Origin of the sequence: Providencia sp. Je.9.19, from assembly GCF_051129765.1 — a bacterium.
GTDB lineage: Bacteria > Pseudomonadota > Gammaproteobacteria > Enterobacterales > Enterobacteriaceae > Providencia.
This window is the reverse complement of sequence record NZ_JBCPSS010000001.1, coordinates 231,816-249,234: the sequence shown is the minus strand read 5'-3', so window position 1 is coordinate 249,234 and position 17,419 is coordinate 231,816. Positions and strand designations below refer to the sequence as shown.

The 17,419-nt window shown below is 34.0% G+C and carries 19 protein-coding genes and 1 pseudogene; 10 read left to right on the top strand and 10 right to left on the bottom strand.

All coding sequences use genetic code 11. The features are described 5' to 3' along the window. The first annotated feature begins 232 nt into the window (after positions 1-232). Positions 233-1,201, top strand: coding sequence for an acetyl esterase (gene aes / locus AAZR93_RS01265; protein ID WP_434718753.1), 969 nt, complete (start codon positions 233-235; stop codon positions 1,199-1,201). Positions 1,202-1,262: 61 nt separating this feature from the next. Here aes and AAZR93_RS01260 read toward each other — a convergent pair whose 3' ends face one another. The 4 genes from AAZR93_RS01260 to AAZR93_RS01245 form a co-directional block, all read right to left on the bottom strand. Further along, entirely contained in the window at positions 1,263-2,360 is a 1,098-nt protein-coding gene (locus AAZR93_RS01260; protein ID WP_434718752.1) for an alkene reductase, read from the bottom strand. Positions 2,361-2,413: 53 nt separating this feature from the next. Beyond that, the gene (locus AAZR93_RS01255) at positions 2,414-3,013 is read right to left on the bottom strand and encodes a TetR/AcrR family transcriptional regulator (protein WP_434718751.1); all 600 of its coding nucleotides are present in this window, start codon (positions 3,011-3,013) and stop codon (positions 2,414-2,416) included. A gap of 178 nt (positions 3,014-3,191) precedes the next feature. Then, positions 3,192-3,407, bottom strand: coding sequence for a YccJ family protein (locus AAZR93_RS01250; RefSeq protein WP_434718750.1), 216 nt, complete (start codon positions 3,405-3,407; stop codon positions 3,192-3,194). Between the two features lie 454 nt (positions 3,408-3,861). Next, on the bottom strand, positions 3,862-4,014 hold the full coding sequence (locus tag AAZR93_RS01245; RefSeq protein WP_294107627.1) for a hypothetical protein: 153 nt from the start codon (positions 4,012-4,014) through the stop codon (positions 3,862-3,864). Positions 4,015-4,734: 720 nt separating this feature from the next. Between AAZR93_RS01245 and tsgA the strand changes: the two genes are divergently transcribed. The 5 genes from tsgA to AAZR93_RS01220 all read left to right on the top strand — a co-directional run bounded on the left by tsgA (position 4,735) and on the right by AAZR93_RS01220 (position 11,050). After that, positions 4,735-5,934, top strand: a complete 1,200-nt coding sequence (tsgA, locus tag AAZR93_RS01240; protein ID WP_434718749.1) for an MFS transporter TsgA — start codon at positions 4,735-4,737, stop codon at positions 5,932-5,934. Positions 5,935-6,522: 588 nt separating this feature from the next. Next, complete coding sequence (locus AAZR93_RS01235) at positions 6,523-6,888, top strand: GtrA family protein (protein WP_434718748.1); 366 nt, start codon at positions 6,523-6,525, stop codon at positions 6,886-6,888. Then, positions 6,885-7,823: a glycosyltransferase family 2 protein gene (locus tag AAZR93_RS01230; protein ID WP_434718747.1), complete on the top strand. Its 939-nt coding sequence runs from the start codon at positions 6,885-6,887 to the stop codon at positions 7,821-7,823. Before AAZR93_RS01235 ends, AAZR93_RS01230 begins: the two co-directional genes overlap by 4 nt. Continuing rightward, on the top strand, positions 7,816-9,417 hold the full coding sequence (locus AAZR93_RS01225) for a DUF6056 family protein (protein WP_434718746.1): 1,602 nt from the start codon (positions 7,816-7,818) through the stop codon (positions 9,415-9,417). Before AAZR93_RS01230 ends, AAZR93_RS01225 begins: the two co-directional genes overlap by 8 nt. A gap of 607 nt (positions 9,418-10,024) precedes the next feature. Continuing rightward, positions 10,025-11,050, top strand: coding sequence for a glycosyltransferase (locus tag AAZR93_RS01220; RefSeq protein ID WP_434718745.1), 1,026 nt, complete (start codon positions 10,025-10,027; stop codon positions 11,048-11,050). A 400-nt stretch (positions 11,051-11,450) separates the two neighbouring features. Here the strand turns inward: AAZR93_RS01220 and AAZR93_RS01215 are convergent. Beyond that, positions 11,451-11,723: pseudogene (locus AAZR93_RS01215) on the bottom strand (hypothetical protein); the annotation flags it as partial. Between AAZR93_RS01215 and AAZR93_RS01210 the strand changes: the two are divergent. Both AAZR93_RS01210 and AAZR93_RS01205 read left to right on the top strand, forming a co-directional pair. Next, a complete protein-coding gene (locus AAZR93_RS01210) occupies positions 11,660-11,842 on the top strand; it encodes a hypothetical protein (RefSeq protein ID WP_434718744.1) in 183 nt (60 codons plus the stop codon). The pseudogene AAZR93_RS01215 and the gene AAZR93_RS01210 overlap by 64 nt on opposite strands. Continuing rightward, complete coding sequence (locus AAZR93_RS01205) at positions 11,842-12,858, top strand: tyrosine-type recombinase/integrase (protein ID WP_434718743.1); 1,017 nt, start codon at positions 11,842-11,844, stop codon at positions 12,856-12,858. The genes AAZR93_RS01210 and AAZR93_RS01205 overlap by 1 nt, the downstream gene beginning before the upstream one ends. 296 nt (positions 12,859-13,154) lie before the next feature. On the opposite strand, the gene AAZR93_RS01200 is transcribed toward AAZR93_RS01205, so the two are convergent. From AAZR93_RS01200 to AAZR93_RS01180, 5 genes are read right to left on the bottom strand one after another with little or no spacing between them, the layout of a single operon-like run. Continuing rightward, positions 13,155-14,465, bottom strand: a complete 1,311-nt coding sequence (locus AAZR93_RS01200; RefSeq protein ID WP_434718742.1) for a hypothetical protein — start codon at positions 14,463-14,465, stop codon at positions 13,155-13,157. 3 nt (positions 14,466-14,468) lie between these two features. Beyond that, positions 14,469-15,191, bottom strand: a complete 723-nt coding sequence (locus AAZR93_RS01195) for an ETEC_3214 domain-containing protein (RefSeq protein WP_434718741.1) — start codon at positions 15,189-15,191, stop codon at positions 14,469-14,471. Continuing rightward, a complete protein-coding gene (locus AAZR93_RS01190; RefSeq protein WP_434718740.1) occupies positions 15,188-16,198 on the bottom strand; it encodes a phage integrase in 1,011 nt (336 codons plus the stop codon). Before AAZR93_RS01190 ends, AAZR93_RS01195 begins: the two co-directional genes overlap by 4 nt. An 11-nt stretch (positions 16,199-16,209) precedes the next feature. Then, a complete protein-coding gene (locus tag AAZR93_RS01185; protein WP_434718739.1) occupies positions 16,210-16,551 on the bottom strand; it encodes a DUF2511 domain-containing protein in 342 nt (113 codons plus the stop codon). 37 nt (positions 16,552-16,588) lie between these two features. Beyond that, positions 16,589-16,957: a helix-turn-helix domain-containing protein gene (locus tag AAZR93_RS01180; protein WP_434718738.1), complete on the bottom strand. Its 369-nt coding sequence runs from the start codon at positions 16,955-16,957 to the stop codon at positions 16,589-16,591. 60 nt (positions 16,958-17,017) lie between these two features. On the opposite strand from AAZR93_RS01180, the gene AAZR93_RS01175 reads away from it, so the two are divergent. Both AAZR93_RS01175 and AAZR93_RS01170 read left to right on the top strand, forming a co-directional pair. Then, positions 17,018-17,209: a hypothetical protein gene (locus tag AAZR93_RS01175; RefSeq protein ID WP_115164233.1), complete on the top strand. Its 192-nt coding sequence runs from the start codon at positions 17,018-17,020 to the stop codon at positions 17,207-17,209. Between the two features lies 1 nt (position 17,210). After that, positions 17,211-17,414, top strand: a complete 204-nt coding sequence (locus tag AAZR93_RS01170; protein WP_115164232.1) for a DNA-binding protein — start codon at positions 17,211-17,213, stop codon at positions 17,412-17,414. The last annotated feature ends 5 nt before the right edge of the window (positions 17,415-17,419 follow it).

Genomic DNA, 17,419 nt, shown 5'->3' with positions numbered 1-17,419 from the left:
AGTTAAAAGCACATCGCAATTTATGTATAAAACAGCAAGGGCATAGACTATGTATTAATCAACTGGCTATAACTCTCTATTTATCTATCTTATTTTTAACTACGTTATCTAAATTGTGGATCATCTTTAATCTAATAAGACATTATCTTACTTTGTTTAATATTGGCTAGCAGGGTCACAGCTAAATTATGACCTCTTTTTACAATGATGTTTATTGAATAGGGAGTATGAAATGAAAACCGAAAATAAAATAAAAGTACTTGATCTTATTTCCCCTGAAATGGGTGAAGTCATGAATTTTTACGCAAGTTTAACACCAGCAGAGCCATCAGATGGGAGCTATCAAGCCATTCGAAAAGCGTATAATGAAGATAGAAAATATTGGAATGAGCATGCTCCAAATATGCATAGAATAGAAGATGTTTTCATTCCAACGACCCATGGTGAGATTCTAACGCGAATCTTGCAACCTACGAAAAAAAGTCCAGCAACATTATTTTATCTACATGGTGGTGGGTTTATTGTCGGAAACTTAGATACCCATGACCGTATTATGCGTTTATTGGCGTTATACACTGATTGCACAGTGATTGGTATTGATTACTCTTTATCTCCTGAAGCCCCCTATCCACAAGCCATTCAAGAAATATCCGAGGTTTGTCAGTATTTTTATCAAAATGCAAAGCAGCATGATGTCAATATGAACCAAATTGGCTTTGCTGGGGACTCTGCCGGTGCAATGCTATCACTCGCGACAACACTTTGGTTACGGGATAATCAGATACATTGTGGCAAGATTAGCGCTTTATTACTTTGGTATGGGCTTTATGGATTACAAGATTCGGTAAGTCGCCAGCTATATGGCGGAGATTGGGATGGGCTCAGTCAACAAGACCTAATCGATTATGACAATGCTTATTTAACAGAGTCAGGTAGTCGGGAAGCACCTTATTATTGCCTCTTTAATAATGACCTAACTCAAAATATCCCACCTTGCTTTATTGCCAGTGCTGAATATGACCCTCTACTGGATGATAGTATTGCACTATACCGCACATTCGAGGCACACAATATTTCCCATGAATATAAAATGTACTCCGGCACATTACACGCCTTTTTACATTATTCGAGAATGATGAAAACAGCGGATAATGCCATTCGCGATGGGGCTAATTATTTTATTAACTGTTTACCCCAGTAAGAGGAGTATCTGTATTGATAAATATCAGGCGGTGATATTCCACCGCCAAATATTCAAATAATTATAATGAAGGGTAATCCGTATAACCTTCTGCGCCACCACCATAGAAGGTCTCTGGGCGTTGAGGATTAAGTGCAGCCTTTTGGCGTAAACGCGCCACTAAATCAGGATTAGCAATATAATCCCGACCAAAAGCCACTGCATCAATCAAACCTCTACTAATTAAATCTTCCGCTTTTTCTACTGAATAAGCGCCTGCACCGATAATCACACCCGGAAAACGCGCGCGGACTTTCTGACGAAAATCATCACTATAGGGCTGACCACCCGCCCAGTCGGGTTCAGACATATGCAGATAACCAATGCCTCGTTTCGCTAATTGTTCAATTAGATACAATGCATCAGCTTCTTCATTTGGTCCATTATCCATATTTTGGAATGAACCAATCGGAGAGACACGAATACCGATTCTTTCTGGCGCCCATTCTGCGCTCACTGCATCAATCACTTCTAATACTAAACGTGCGCGGTTTTCAACACTACCACCATAACTGTCAGTACGATGATTAGCTGATGGCGATAAGAATTGATGCAATAAATAACCATGTGCGGAATGAAGCTCAACCATATCAAACCCTGCTTCACGTGAATTAGCGACGGCTTGACGGAAATCATCAACAATCCCAGGAATTTCATCTAATTCCAAAGCTCTCGGCATTGAAGTGTCAACACGTGTTGCATGACCATTTTCATCTCTCAGTGACGTCCGAGTGCCCGCGCTAATCGCAGAAGGCGCAACAGGTGCTTGTCCATTAGGTTGCAAACTCGCGTGAGAAATTCGACCTGTGTGCCAAAGCTGAACCGCGATGCGGCCATTTTCAGCATGAACACCCTCAGTTATTTTCTTCCATGCAGCGATTTGTTCTGGGCTGTGTATGCCCGGTGCGCCAGCATATCCTTTAGCTTGAGCTGAAATTTGAGTGGCTTCAGAAATAATCAGACCTGAACTTGCTCGTTGACGATAATATTCACCCATTAGTGGCGTAGGAATATCGCCCGGTTCAATACTACGCATACGAGTTAAAGGCGCCATAAATATACGATTTGGTGCTGTGATTGCCCCTACTTTTAAAGGCGTAAAAATTTTTTCTTCTGACATATCGGTTCCTTAATAGACCGGTCGATTAGTAACTATCGAAATAAAAACGCCAGCTAACAGTTTGGCGTATAAATTATTGTTTTTACATGTAACATAGCGCTTTCTAATGGTGCCAGACTACGGGTAATTTTAGCTTGTAAGTTAGCCCCTAGCCATAAAGAATAGAGTACTTGCGCATTGGTTATCGTATCACCAACAAACGTTAGTGTTTTTTCTTCACGACCTTTATCTAGCGTCTGTACCAACAGAGCAATAATCTGTTTAACACCCTTATCCATTGCAATATTCATATCTTCAGAAAGATCGCACACTTCGGCAGAAAGCTTGACCGTTAAACAACCATTAATATGCCCATTGAAATTAGATTGCTCTAACAGTCCACCATAATAGGCTAAAATGCGATCACGATAATTACCCTCACCATGTTCGAAATAAGCAGCTAGCTGCTGATGGTATCGAGCATAATAACGCTCTAGCATTGCGACACCAAATGCCTCTTTCGAACGAAAGTAATGATAGAACGAACCTTTTGGCACTTCTGCGGTTTTAAGCAGCTCATTGAGCCCCATTCCGGTAAAACCACGATGCAAACAAAGACGTTCGCCAGTGATTAAAAGGTGTTCTTGTGTATCATGCTCTGTATTTCTGTTCATATTCTCACTGTAATAGACCAATCGGTCTAATGCAAGTATTTCTCTTGTCTATCTGTGCTATTAAACACTTTAAAAGACACCGCATACTTTATTAAATATATTTATTCTTTTGATTTATAACAATAAAAATGAATAATAGATTGCCCTATATTATTTAATACAGGGCATTATATGTTATTTAAACATTTTTTCTTTCAATTGTTTCTTCACCCCAAAACAATCTGTCTGCTTTAGTTTTAGAAAAGGCTAAAGGAAGAATCTCATCAGATCCTTCTTCCCAAATTTGTTCAGCGAGCACTTCATCATTATTTGCTAATTCAAATATAGCCTGAGCAATTTCAATCGACGTTTCTCTCACTTTTGCCCACTCAGTAATATCGTGCAGATCTTTCATTTTAGCTCCTTAATTATAATGGCAATAACTCAATAACTAATCGTGATGACCAAATAATAGCATGAGAAAATAATCCGAGTGTTAGGGTACAATGTCAATGGTTATTATGACTTGAGATGTCAATTCCCTCAGACCCCATCATTAATCTTTCGATATCTACGCGAAAAGAGTATAGCAAGTATTCTACCCATCATTTGCTTCATTAGATAACTACCAATCAAAAGGCTATCAGAAGATAAATTCAACATATTGTAAAATAAAAATATAACCAAAATTACTACAATAATTTATCATAATAATAGTCATTCTGATTTTTTGATGTGAATAAAAATGGGGCATTTAAATGCCACCGTTTTTATTGATGAAATGCTATTTGAACTGTTCAGATTCGTACTTTTATACTTGAATGTTAAGTGTTCACATTCATACTTCAAATTTATACTAAAGCTACCCGTTAAGTGTCTTTATTTTCCTGCGATTTTATTTCGGCTAAAACCATCTCTTTCATCCAATCAGCAAGCAGCGGTTTAGTTTTCACTGAATCAAGTAAAGCACGTTCTTTTTTGGTCAAACGAATGACCACAACCTCTGTTTTCATCGTAGACATATCTGTATCCTTCTAATAAAGATAGAATACTGACATAAAATTCTGATAGAACGGTCTGAATTACATATTTTTACATAAAAACATACGCAATAACAAAACAATAATCTACTTTAAAAAATAACTTTCCATATATCTTACTTCTATTAAGTTTCTTAAATACAACTAAGGCCAAGAGGTTAGTAGTAACTCAGATAAAAATAATATTTTAATTGGCTACATAACAACCACAATCTTAATGATAGCGAGTCTCACTTGTTTAACATCTAATGATAAGATCTGAATTTCTCACATAAATTGATTGAATTTTAATCTAATTATAACAACATATTCCATAATCTAAACAATAATGAGTCATACAACAACCACATCATATAATTCCAATTTATTGGTAATAAATATAATAATTAGTATCAATCTATAACTATTAAATGCTTACCGTAAACGATTGCTTTATTAATTATTAATAGTAATCGATTGCATATTCAATAAACTAAAAACATAAGATAAATTTTCATTATAATTTCAGCATGTACTGCGACTAATAACATTAATAACACTTAGAGACAAAACTCAAATTAAAACCCATTATCAATAAATCCTAGAATAAAAATAAATTTATTTTAATAACAAGCAATTTATATTATAGATTTAGTATATCAATTACTGTTACTATGCTCATTTGCAGTAGTAGTAATCAATTCAAGTTTTTCTGAGGGAAATATGAGCAACAAAAACATTCAGCGGCTATTTGCTATTAGCTGCCTATCTTATTCATTTACTGGTGCTTTAATTATCGTAACCGGTATGGTAATGGGCGATATAGCTCAATACTTTAACGTTCCAATAACAAGCATGAGTAATACTTTTACATTTCTTAATACTGGTATATTGATTGCCATATTTTTAAATGTTTGGTTGATGGAAATATTTTCAATTAAAAAACAATTAACATTTGGCTTTATTTTAATTATATTAGCTGTGGCAGGTTTATTTTTAGGTAAATCATTAGTTATTTTTTCTGCCTGTATGTTTGTATTAGGTACAGTCAGTGGAATAACTATGTCAATTGGTACATTTTTAATCACTCAGCTGTATGAAGGCAGACAACGTGGTGCCCGCTTATTATTCACAGACTCATTTTTTAGTATGGCAGGAACCATTTTTCCCGTCATTACAGCAGCAATATTAACTCGACATATGGGCTGGTATTGGGTTTATGGTTGTATTGCTTTAATCTATTTAGGCATTATAACCCTGACGCTACTTTCAGATTTTCCTACCATTGGTAAAAAAGTCTCTACAACTGAAACTCAAACTCATATAGCACCCGAAAAATGGGGCATAAACATTGTGTTATTATCAGCTGCGGCACTTTGTTATATTCTTGGTCAACTTGCTTTTATTCAATGGGTTCCAGAATATACCACTAAATCTTTAGGAATGGATATCGGTGAAGCGGGTGTGCTTGTTAGCTATTTCTGGACATCATATATGGTCGGAATGTGGGTCTTTAGCTTTGTTATTAAGTTCTTTGACTTACAAAAAATTGTCGTCTTTCTTGCTTGCTTAGCAACTGTCGCTATGTACAGTTTTGTGAATACTGACCAAACCCATTTGTTAAAATATTTCATATTTGGCTTAGGCTTTGTTTCAAGTGCAATTTACCCAACCATTATCACTTTAGGTTCCCAGCAAACCAAAATATCTTCACCAAAATTGGTCAATCTTATTCTAACCTGCGGTACTGTTGGTACTATGCTAACTTTCGTTGTCACAGGCCCCATTGTTGAACATTATGGTGTACATGCCGCATTAGTTACAGCCAATGGGCTTTACTTAGCCGTTTTTGCTTTTTGTTTTATTCTTGGTTTCTTTAGTAAACACAAGCAACACAATTTAAAAACTGCAAAATCATCTTAAAATAGATTTAATCTGTGGTTCTACTCATTAATTCAATTTAAATAAGAGTAGTGCCGCAGATATAATTAATAAAATGTAATTTAAAATCGATAAGTAAAATTACAATTCGAACCTGCTTGAATCCAACTTATTTTATATATATCATAGTGTTATAAGCTATTTAATGCCTCGTTCTGCGTTTTAACTTCATTACGCCTTCTTTTTAACACTCCTATCGACCCATTGAATATCCATTTCCATCAGCACATCTACAGAGCCAACATTCAAACATTTACATATAGTCAGGATCTTTAAAATCGAATAGAAGCATAATTTAATATTATTCTTTATTACATGATTTAAAATAAGTTCTAAAGAATACTAACAAGGCTCCTGCTAACTACATCTTATAAAGATAAATTTCGTGCTGTAAATTTAACTGAATTTAATACCTGATATGAGACTTCAGCCGATGTCTTGAGCAATTGTTAAAATTATCATCTGATGGCTTTAAACAAACAAAGATGGTTAGCTAACTCAGTATATTTACTGTATTTATAAACTTCTTTTGGTACACTAGCCCCATAATTTTTACTATGAATAATTGAAATGATTAAGTTATTTACAAAGTATTTTTCAGTTGGAATTCTGAACACACTAATACATTGGTCTATTTTTGGATTACTCACAGTATTTCTTTCAACTTCTCAAGCGATAGCTAACCTAATAGGCTTTATCGCCGCTGTAAGTTTTTCCTTTTATGCTAATGCAAAATTCACCTTTAAGGCCAAAGCTACAGCAGCACGGTATTTATCATTTACCATTTTTATGGGGGCCCTAAGCTACTTAACTGGCTATATAGCAGATCAGTTACTACTGCCTCCATTAGCTACATTAATTATCTTCTCTGGCATTAGTTTGGTGCTAGGCTTTATCTATTCAAAAGTCTTTGTTTTTAAGGATACTCAACAATGAAGATATCATTAGTAGTACCGGTTTATAACGAAGAAGAAGCTATTCCTATATTTTATAGGTCAGTAAGAGAGCATCCAATTCTTAATCAATATGATATCGAAATAATCTTTATAAATGATGGAAGCAAAGACAACACTGAAAATATCATCAATGCGTTAGCTATTGCTGACCCTTTAGTTATCCCTTTGAACTTCAACCGAAATTTTGGAAAAGAGCCAGCTTTATTTGCAGGGCTCGAACATGCTAACGGTGATGCTGTGATTCCAATCGATGTTGACCTTCAAGATCCTATTGATGTTATTCCGTTATTAATTAAAAAATGGAAACAAGGTGCAGATATTGTTCTAGCTAAAAGGTCCAATAGGTCTAGTGATACATGGTTAAAACGTAAAACAGCAGAGTGGTTTTACAAACTTCATAATAAAATTAGCTCCCCTGAGATTGAAGAAAATGTCGGTGACTTTCGTTTAATATCACGTCAAAGCGTTGAATATATAAAACTATTACCTGAACGTAATTTGTTCATGAAAGGGATTCTTTCATGGGTAGGCGGAAAAATTGATATAGTTGAATATAACCGAGCTGAAAGATCCGCTGGTGAAAGTAAATTTAATGGCTGGAAATTATGGAACTTAGCCTTAGAAGGTATTACAAGTTTTTCTACTTTCCCATTGCGTGTTTGGACTTACATTGGTTTATGTGTCGCACTTGTATCTTTTATCTATGGCGGTTGGATGATGATAGATAAATTAATTTGGGGCAATCCTGTTCCTGGCTACCCTTCTTTACTTGTTTCGATTTTATTTTTAGGTGGAATACAACTTATAGGCATAGGTGTGTTAGGTGAGTACATAGGTCGTATCTATACCGAAAGTAAGCAAAGGCCTAGATATATATTAAAAAACAAAACACATGTAGAGAAACCACATGAATAAGTATATTAAAAATTTTAACATACAATATTTGACCTTATTTATACCGTTCATTTTGATCTTTATAGTTGAATATTTAACACCAATGCAATCTGATGATTTCGTCTATTACATCAAAGGCAATTCCCTCCCTGTCCATTTGGATCATTACTTTTCTTGGAGTGGACGTTTCGTTTCCGATTATTTCAGTACATTAATTCTTAGCACTGATTCCCAGCTATTAAAATCAACTGTTATTGCAGCTATTTTAACTGTTACTTTATTTTTAATTACTAAAATTGGCGATTGTTTTACAGCATTTAACGAGCGATTTTATCTTCAATTTCTATCTTTATTTTTTATTTATTGGATTACAAGCCCTAATGTCGGCCAAATTGTTTTTTGGGTTGTTGGTGCAGGAAACTACCTTGTTACTAATTTCTTTGTGGTTCTCTTCTTTTATGCATTGATGCAATATATAAATAAAACAAAAGGTATTACCCTGCTTTTATTTGTTTCGTTTTTCGCTGGTTGTAGTAATGAAAATACGACTTGGATTGTGCTGTTAATATCCTTAATAACGTCATGTTATTTTTTTATTCGAGAAAAGAACAAGGTATTATTTCTATCTACATTACTCGTTTTAATTGGTTTTTCAGTGTTAATCTTTAGCCCTGGTAATTTTCATCGAGCAGCATTAGCTACTGAATTTTATGAGTTAAGTTTACTTGAAAAAACCTGGTTATTCTTATCTGAAAAACTACCTTATGCCTTGAGTAAAACATGGATACCTTTACTTGTCTCATTGGTTTTATTAACCACATTTATTAATGCAAAAAAATGTAAAAACTTTTATCTTTCTTTATTATTTATTGTACTAGGGCTATTAAGTACAATATCAATGATAGCATCTCCTTCTTTTCCAACAAGAGCTCTCAGTGGTCCTCATCTGTTTTATATTATCTCTTGTTCTTTTTCGATCAGCTATACCTTCACGTCGAAAAATATAAAGTCTCTATCAATTTTATTCGTAGTTAGTACGCTAGCTCTAATTAGCTTCATATTTTCATATATCCAAATTATTTTTTCATATAATTCTGTTAAGGCTCAAGAAAAAATAAGAAACTATGAAATACACAAAGAATTAATTACAAATGAGCAAAAAAATGTAATCCCCGCATTTTATTACCCTAAAACATTGAGGGCGGGTGATTCCATTGATTTATACCATGATGCTGGAGCTACCGGTAAATATTACAAGCTATCACGTCCAGTTGATGTATACCCTATCAAATACAACTATGCAGTTATTGTTAACGGCGAAAAAATAGCACTGCCTGATAGTAAAAAAACAGGCCTAAGTAATATTTTTATTGGTCGTGATACATTTTTCAAAGGCACATCTATAGCGATACAACTTGATAATATTAATGATGAAGTCAAAATCACAATAAAAACCAAGAATAACAAAATTCATGAAATTAAAGAATTAAATATAAACTCGTTGTATGGTATGAACTTGATTGGATTTACTGTACAAGCTTTGCCTTCAGAAATAGATTCTATTATTTATCAATCACCACAAAGTGAAGCTCTAAGTATTAGATTGAACATGTAACAATTTCTCTACTTTCACATTATATATTGTATGATGTGAAAGTAGTTATAAATTAAGATTTTTAATGCACAACTAAATGTATTTGCACACCTAACTCGTTGATATTTTTTTCAAAATTTTAAAAAAAAGTAAAACATAAATTTTACTATTTTTCCACGTACACGTAACGTTAATTATATCATTGAATACTACTTACCTTCATCCCTTGTTTTTGTGCATAGTTATGTGCGACACGAAAATGACTCATTAATTATCTCTCTCCTTCCTGTATCACAAGTAATCAATGATGCAAAAAATTATGACAACTCCCCCGATCTAGTCAAAAAATATTTGATGAGATAAGAAACCACAGTAATACTACTTTACTTCTTTTCGATAAAGTTACCGTCTGATAGAATTAATGCATGGCAACTCATCTGTTCTGATAGCTTGAACACCAATAATTTTTCTCTATGGACAGAAAAACTAAGCATATTGCTAAAAAAAGCGACCAGTGTCGATTTCGCAATCACTATTAGCATTTATATATATAAACAAACCGAATTTCGGCGCTATAATCACTCTATTGTATAAATTTACCTTTAATCACACAAAATTGGGTCTATGAATGAATTTTTTTGAAAACGTCATAAAGGAACAAACATCATTCCTCTACGAGGATAATAATAAAAATATACAGGATGAGAAGTTTAATATTGCATATGGCGCTGATAAAAACTTTTTATTTGGTACTGGTGTCTCTATTGCTTCGGTTCTATTGAATAACAAGGATATGAGTTTCCATTTCCATATTTTTACCGATTTTTTAAGTCACGAAGATAGTAAGCTATTTAACGAAATCAGTAAGCTTTACAATACATGTGTGACTTTATATACACTAAATATGGATACACTAAAAAAGCTACCAACAAACCAAGTATGGTCTCATGCTATTTATTTTAGGCTTATCATAGCTGATTATTTTTATCAGAAATGTGACAGAATTTTGTATTTGGATTCTGATGTAGTTTGCACTGGAAATATCAAAAGCCTTAAAAACCTAGATGGTTTAACTTCTGCACCAGTAGCTGCTGTTATGGATATCAGTGAATCTCATTCTATAGAAATGGCTAATTTATTTAATATTGAAGGGATTAAAAAAGGGTATTTCAATTCTGGAGTTATGCTGATTAATACGGAAGAGTGGAAACGTAGACAATTAACTGAAAAATCAATATCTGTATTTTCCGATGAAAAATTACAGCCCTGTATCAAATATTACGATCAAGATGCGATAAATATCGCTGTTAATGGCGATTGGATAAAATTAGATAATAGCTTTAATCATAGAATAAATTTAAATGATAAATATAAGAATAGGGAAAACAGCAGTACTTCTAATGCTGTTTTCGTTCACTTTATTGGGTTAACTAAACCTTGGCATAATTGGTCTAAGTATTATCACGAGGCTAATTGCTTCTTAAATGCAAAAGAAAAATCACCATGGAAAAATATAAATTTAATGGCACCCCAAAATATCGCGCATCACAAGTATGCATCTAAGCATTTAAAATATAAGAAAAAATATGTACAATCACTTTTTCATTACTCCATTTACACTATACTGAAAATAAAAAATAAAGTAAAAATATAGAATGGAATGTTTGGTGTTTTTGTTTCATTCAAACAAAACACCAAACATTATTTTTATAAAATAGAAAATTTACATTAATTCCGTCCAAATACTAACACCGCTACTCTCTACGCCACCCGAATAATTAAACTTATATTTGGCACCAGGAGGTACAATAATTGTTGTCTGAGGTTTAGAGTTCCCTCCGTATCCTACAGAGCTTGCAACTAATACATCGTTCACATATGCATCTCATCCCACATAAGTATCACGAACACCATTAGTTGTTACAGAAACAAAAATAGGTTTGTTCGTTGCATTCATGTAATTAGTACCAATTACACGTGAAGCTGTTACATTTTACCATGTTTGCCCATACCCCAACCCACTCACTGCTGAAAGTTTGTTATCAATTTCCGCTTTTGTATATCCACTCAATAAATGTTGTACCCACTGGCACCTGACCGTCCATGGATGCCCTTGTACCGGCATCCATTTCATCAATATCAATATCAATACCTAACTCTTTCCACGATTTAAGGATAAACGTTTCGGTTGAACGACACCCCCAGTGTATTTTACCTGGGACTTGTTTGTGCGGAACCTTATGACCAATAGGCTTCCCCTCAAGTGTATACTTCAATCGGTCACGAACAATGCAATATTTCGACGTTTTACTATCGAGCGTCGATAACTATTGCCGACAATCAATCAAATCCTTATCCAAGAACAACTTGGGGACATTTCAATAGTCCATTAAATAAACGTTTCCAAGCGCCCGCATCAGAAGAGCCTGATTTCGGAGCGATGTAATGGGACGTAAACGTAAAAATCCTGCGGATAACTGGATGCCTCCACGAATAAAACGTGGGCGTTCCGCGTATGAATTTATGTCACCAGATAATAGAACAATTAAACTTTGTGAATTCACTGCAACACAAGCTGAGGTTTGGGTTGCCTATGAAAAATTAATTCATGAACAAAAAGATGAAAATACACTGAATGCTTTAATCGATAAATTCTTTTTTTCAGCAGACTTCACCAATCTCTCTATCGCATCACAAAAGGACTATAGAAAATACTCTAATAAACTATTACCCGTATTCGGCAAAATGTTACCGGACAATATTAAACCCGAGCATATTCGCAAATATATGGATAAGCGAGGTATAAAAAGCCAAACCCAAGCAAATAGAGAGAAAGCATTCTTATCTCGATTGTTTAGCTGGGCATACGAACGTGGAATGGTAAAAGGAAATCCATGTAAAGGAGTCAGACAGTTTAAAGAAATAGCGCGTGATAGATATATCACTGATGATGAATATAATGCGCTCTACTCTATTGCTCCCGATATGGTAAAAGTCGCTATGGAGATTGCTTATTTGTGTAGTGCTAGACAAGCGGATGTTTTAACACTGACTTACGCTCAATTATCTAACGATGGAATATTTATCGAACAAGGTAAAACGGGTAAAAAACAAATTAAAGCTTGGACTGATAGGTTAAAAGCCGCAATTGAATTAAGCAAAACATTACCCCTTAGTTCAGGGATTATTAGTATCTATGTTATTCATCAATCTAAAGGCTCAAAATATACGCGTGACGGATTTAATAGTCGCTGGCAAAAAGCCAAAGAAGAAGCCGTAAAGAAATTTCCATATTTAGATTTTAATTTTACGTTTCACGATTTGAAGGCAAAAGGAATATCAGATTTAGATGGTACGCTTAGTGAAAAGCAAAATATCTCTGGCCATAAAACACCATCGCAGACAGCTAGGTATGATAGAAAAATTGCCATCGTTCCGACCGTAGGTGGACAGAAAAAATAAACGAAATGATAAAAATATAGTGACAGGATATAGTGAAATAATAGTGAAAGGTGATTTTAATCACAAAAAAAGCCACCTAAAAGGTGGCTTCTTCGTTACTCTAACTTGTTGATTACTCAGTCAAGTTTTATTTGGTGCCCAGGGCGGGACTTGAACCCGCACAGCCTAAAGGCCGAGGGATTTTAAATATTTATCAACACACATTAAAATCAATAACTTATTGTTTTTAATTGCTAATTTTACAATTAATATAAACTAAAATACTCATATATATTTCTATGTCGCCAATTTATATATTATACGTAATCTTGTTTCCAAGCTGGGATAGAAGGATCTATTGATTTATCATTACAGGGAAACAAAAGCGGCTCCATTAATAGACTAAATGATGGATCTAATCTATGAAAATCATCTACAGTTTCATCAATTAACCATGCTTTAGACTCGCTAACTCTAGGCATAATATAATGTAAATAAATAGATATAATCTTAGAGTCAAAATTAAAATTTTTTATATTAATAATATTATTTTTTTGCTTTAAATCTGCAGCATCAAAATCTAAGGGGCATGTTAGCCCTATATGGGCAATAGCTAGTGATGAAAGAGCTAACTGCTCATCAATGTTTTTTAATTTTGATCTAATATGTCTAGCTTTTTTATCTATTGCTACAGAAGCTTTACTAGTCCATGTAAATGAGCTTGCATAATAAATTTCTTCAATAAATCTGTTACTTCTTTCATCAGGTTTACCTATTATAAGCGTATGATAATCATTTTTAATCCCTGTCAGTAATCTATTTAACTTAGGCCCATAGAGTAAGCTGCTATCATCTAATTCTTTAATAACATTATCTAATTTTATTATTTTTATTTCACCATTGCCAAACTCATCATTCCAGATAGAAATCCTAGAATTAATAAAATTATAAACATGCTCATATATATAATCTTTAGGAACATTCATTAGCTCAGATGTAGAATCAAAGTGAATATGCAAGTTTAATTTAGAAGAAATAATTAAATCTCTAACATTGTTAAATAAAGTCTCAGTAGAATTATATTCTTTTTTTTCATATTCAGACTGAGAAAATAATTTACACTCAACATTAATATTCATTTCATGATAGCTAACATTTAAATCAGCCGTTCTAACATTTGATTCTTTGATAAAGTCAATATCATATCCCTCATCAATATATTTTGCCATCACAGCCAACTCAAATAAATAATTCTTAGGAGTTATTTTAGGATTTAATAATCTTTGTATACGTTCTTTAATATTATTCCTTTTTTTAATTTCATTTACTACTAGTCCTATTCTTTTAAAATAAGCTATCACTTCTGTACCCAATTCAAGATCAAAATACCTTCTATCACCAAGTAACGCCTCTCCCTGCATAATATAAAAAGCGATAAGATCATCATTATATATCAATTGATTAGCAGTAGGCCAAATACAACCATCAGAATGGGATTTTTTGAAATAATACTCTGCTGCAAAATCAACCCTAGCTTTCAATTCACTTTCACTTTCAGCACAACTATATAACCATGAGATAGTTCTTTCTATGTCAGCATCATTATCTACTGGATTATTTTTTCTCATATTTTACTCTCTAATATTCAATGATTCAAAATAGTTAATGCCTAACCCAAATTTTGATTCTAATTCAAAGTTTTCCGTGCTAATAGTAAAGGAATTCGGGGCGCTATTTATTCTAAAATCAATAATTTCATCTTTTGGTGGTGGCTCGTTATAATCAGCATAAAATCCACCAATTAATCCATTATCCATATAATCCACACCAGATTGATTGTATGATAGAAACAAATAATTATAATTACCAGGGAATGCCAAATATTCACCTTCTATATAATAAAAAAGCTTAGATGACATTCCAGAAACATAATACTGTAGATCTCCATAATCTTTATATGGATATCCTAATGCTATATTTATATACGGAACAACAGGATGAAAATCTTCACTCTTACTTGTAACTGTATATTGTTTAACATGCTCATTTTCATCTAAAATATTTTGAATATAAAAATATTCAAATGAAAAAACCATCTCTGTTTCATTTTTGTTAGTATTAATGTATATCGGTTCACCTAATTTAGATTTAATATAGCCAAGTGATTTACCTATGTAATTTGCTTGCGCTAATTTCATTTCATTTTTATATTCAGATTCTTCCTCTGATGGTGTGGATAAATTATTATAGAGTTCGAACCCTTGATTTATTAAACCTGTAGTACTAGCTAAATACGTAAGCCCTACGCCTAATAAACCTAATATACTAATCCACACTTTTGTAAATTTTTTCATCTGTTGTTACAATCAACCCTATCAAATGGATTCAAACTCACAGCGGCGTCTAAATGATCTGGTGCGAAGTGTGCGTATCGCATTGTCATTATGATGGTACTGTGACCTAATATTTGCTGTAGTACTAAAATATTGCCGCCGTTCATCATAAAATGGCTGGCGAAAGTGTGCCGTAGAACGTGGGTTCTTTGGCCTTTGGGTAAATCTATACCGGCTTTTTTTAATGCGCCTTCAAATGCATCATAACAACTTGAAAATAGCTTTCCGCGCCGTTTAGGAAGTAATTCAAATAGTTTTTGTGAAATTGGTACTGTGCGGTTTTTATTGCCTTTAGTCTGAGTGAATGTCACTTTATAAGGCATGACTTGTGACTGGCTTAATGATTCAGCTTCACTCCATCTTGCACCGGTTGCAAGACAAATGCGGACCACATTACCGAGATCTTTATTTCTTGATTCATCGCAAGAGTGCAATAAGCGTTTAATATCTTCTTGATATAAAAATGCGAGCTCTTGGTCACCCTCTTTAAATTGTCGAACACCATCAAGAGGGTTATCACCTTCCCATTCACCAAGACGCTTTAATTCTGCGAATACAGCATGTAAATATGATTGCTCACGATTTACAGTTGCTTGTTTCGGCGCTGCCTTACCTTTTGCATTCCATTTACCGTTAAGTCGATTTTCGCGATAAACAGCAAACATATTTTTATCAAATTCATTTATATAGGGATCGCCTAAACGCCAGCAAATTGCATCTAGTTTCGATTTTCGAGAATCGCCAGAACTTAGTGTTTGGCCGTGCATTTCATACCAACGCTCGACCAATTCACTCAATTTCAATGCTTGCTTTGTTGATCCCTTAGCTGATTCATTCGGCTGTAATTTTCGCTCAAATGATAGTGCTTCACCACGAGTCGCAAATTGTTTACGAACACGGGCACCATTACGCCCATTTGGGTAGCATTCACAGATCCATTTACCCGAAGGTAATTTTCTAACTGCCATTATTCTTTAATTCACTTATCACAAAGCGCTAATGCGTCATTAATAAATGGACCAAGGCTAATTTTAGCGCCCGGCAACTCTGGATTTTCTTTCCAAAAAGATGAACCGTTAATATCTTCAGCCGGATATTTACCCGATTTCGCTAGTTGATTCGCTAAACCTGTTATTGCATAAACCGCATTTGTATCGTAATCCATAACAAATGCGCCGCCATTTATACATTGCAGTTGGACTTCACCACTGTTGAATGCCCACTTGTTGCCGTAGTCTTCTTCACTAACAGCCTTTAATGGCACTGCCGCTGCAATCGCTGAAATGCAAAATATAAATCCACCTAATAGTATTTTTTTCACAAACATTCCTTATCAAAGTTAAATTAGTGGTATTTACTTATTTATTGCCTACTTTTTTTACAGGTTCCGATTTCGCGAACGCAGCACCAACCGCCTGTACGTTTAAACGTGCCGCCTCATCCATAGAGCGGTAATTTTCAATAAGCTTCTGCTCTTCCATAGATATATTTACAGGTGCAGTTTTTATGCCAGTTAATATATAGTTAGTATCGAAACTATATATATTTGATAGCAACGCTAATATAGCGGCATCAGGAACTGTTTCCCCTCGTTCATATTTTCCCCACGTCCTTGTAGATACACCTAAATTAGTGGCTATAACTTCTTGGCTAATGCCAGAATCTTCCCTTTCTTTCCTTAAACGCTGGCCTATCAGGAACAATAGTTCCGATTTTTCTATTGACATAGGAATATTTCTTCCTTAAAGTGTTCTAAACAGGAACTTAGTGGATCACAATATAACATTATGGCACAAGAAAAAAATATAACGCGATCGCGTTTACCTCGAACGGAAGGTAATAAAAAACTAATTCCGATGCGCTTATTCGAGACAGAAAATAATGCACTGGAATTATTAGCGGAAAAAGAAAGTCGTTCTAAGTCAGCAATGGCAAGAATGATATTTTTGGAAGGCTTAAAGTCGTTCAAAGGGAATTAATATGCAAAAGATTACTATTAATTTTTCAGTAGGCTCACCTTACGTTTCTATTGATGAATATTCACGCTTGAGTGGAATACCTTTGAATACTTGTCGTGCGATGGTTAATAGAGGTCAGATTATTATTCGACCTAAACAGGCGGCAAAAGAAAAAATTCAAGTCAATATGATTGCCATGTTGAAAGATGCAATTGGAAATAGTTGATAAGG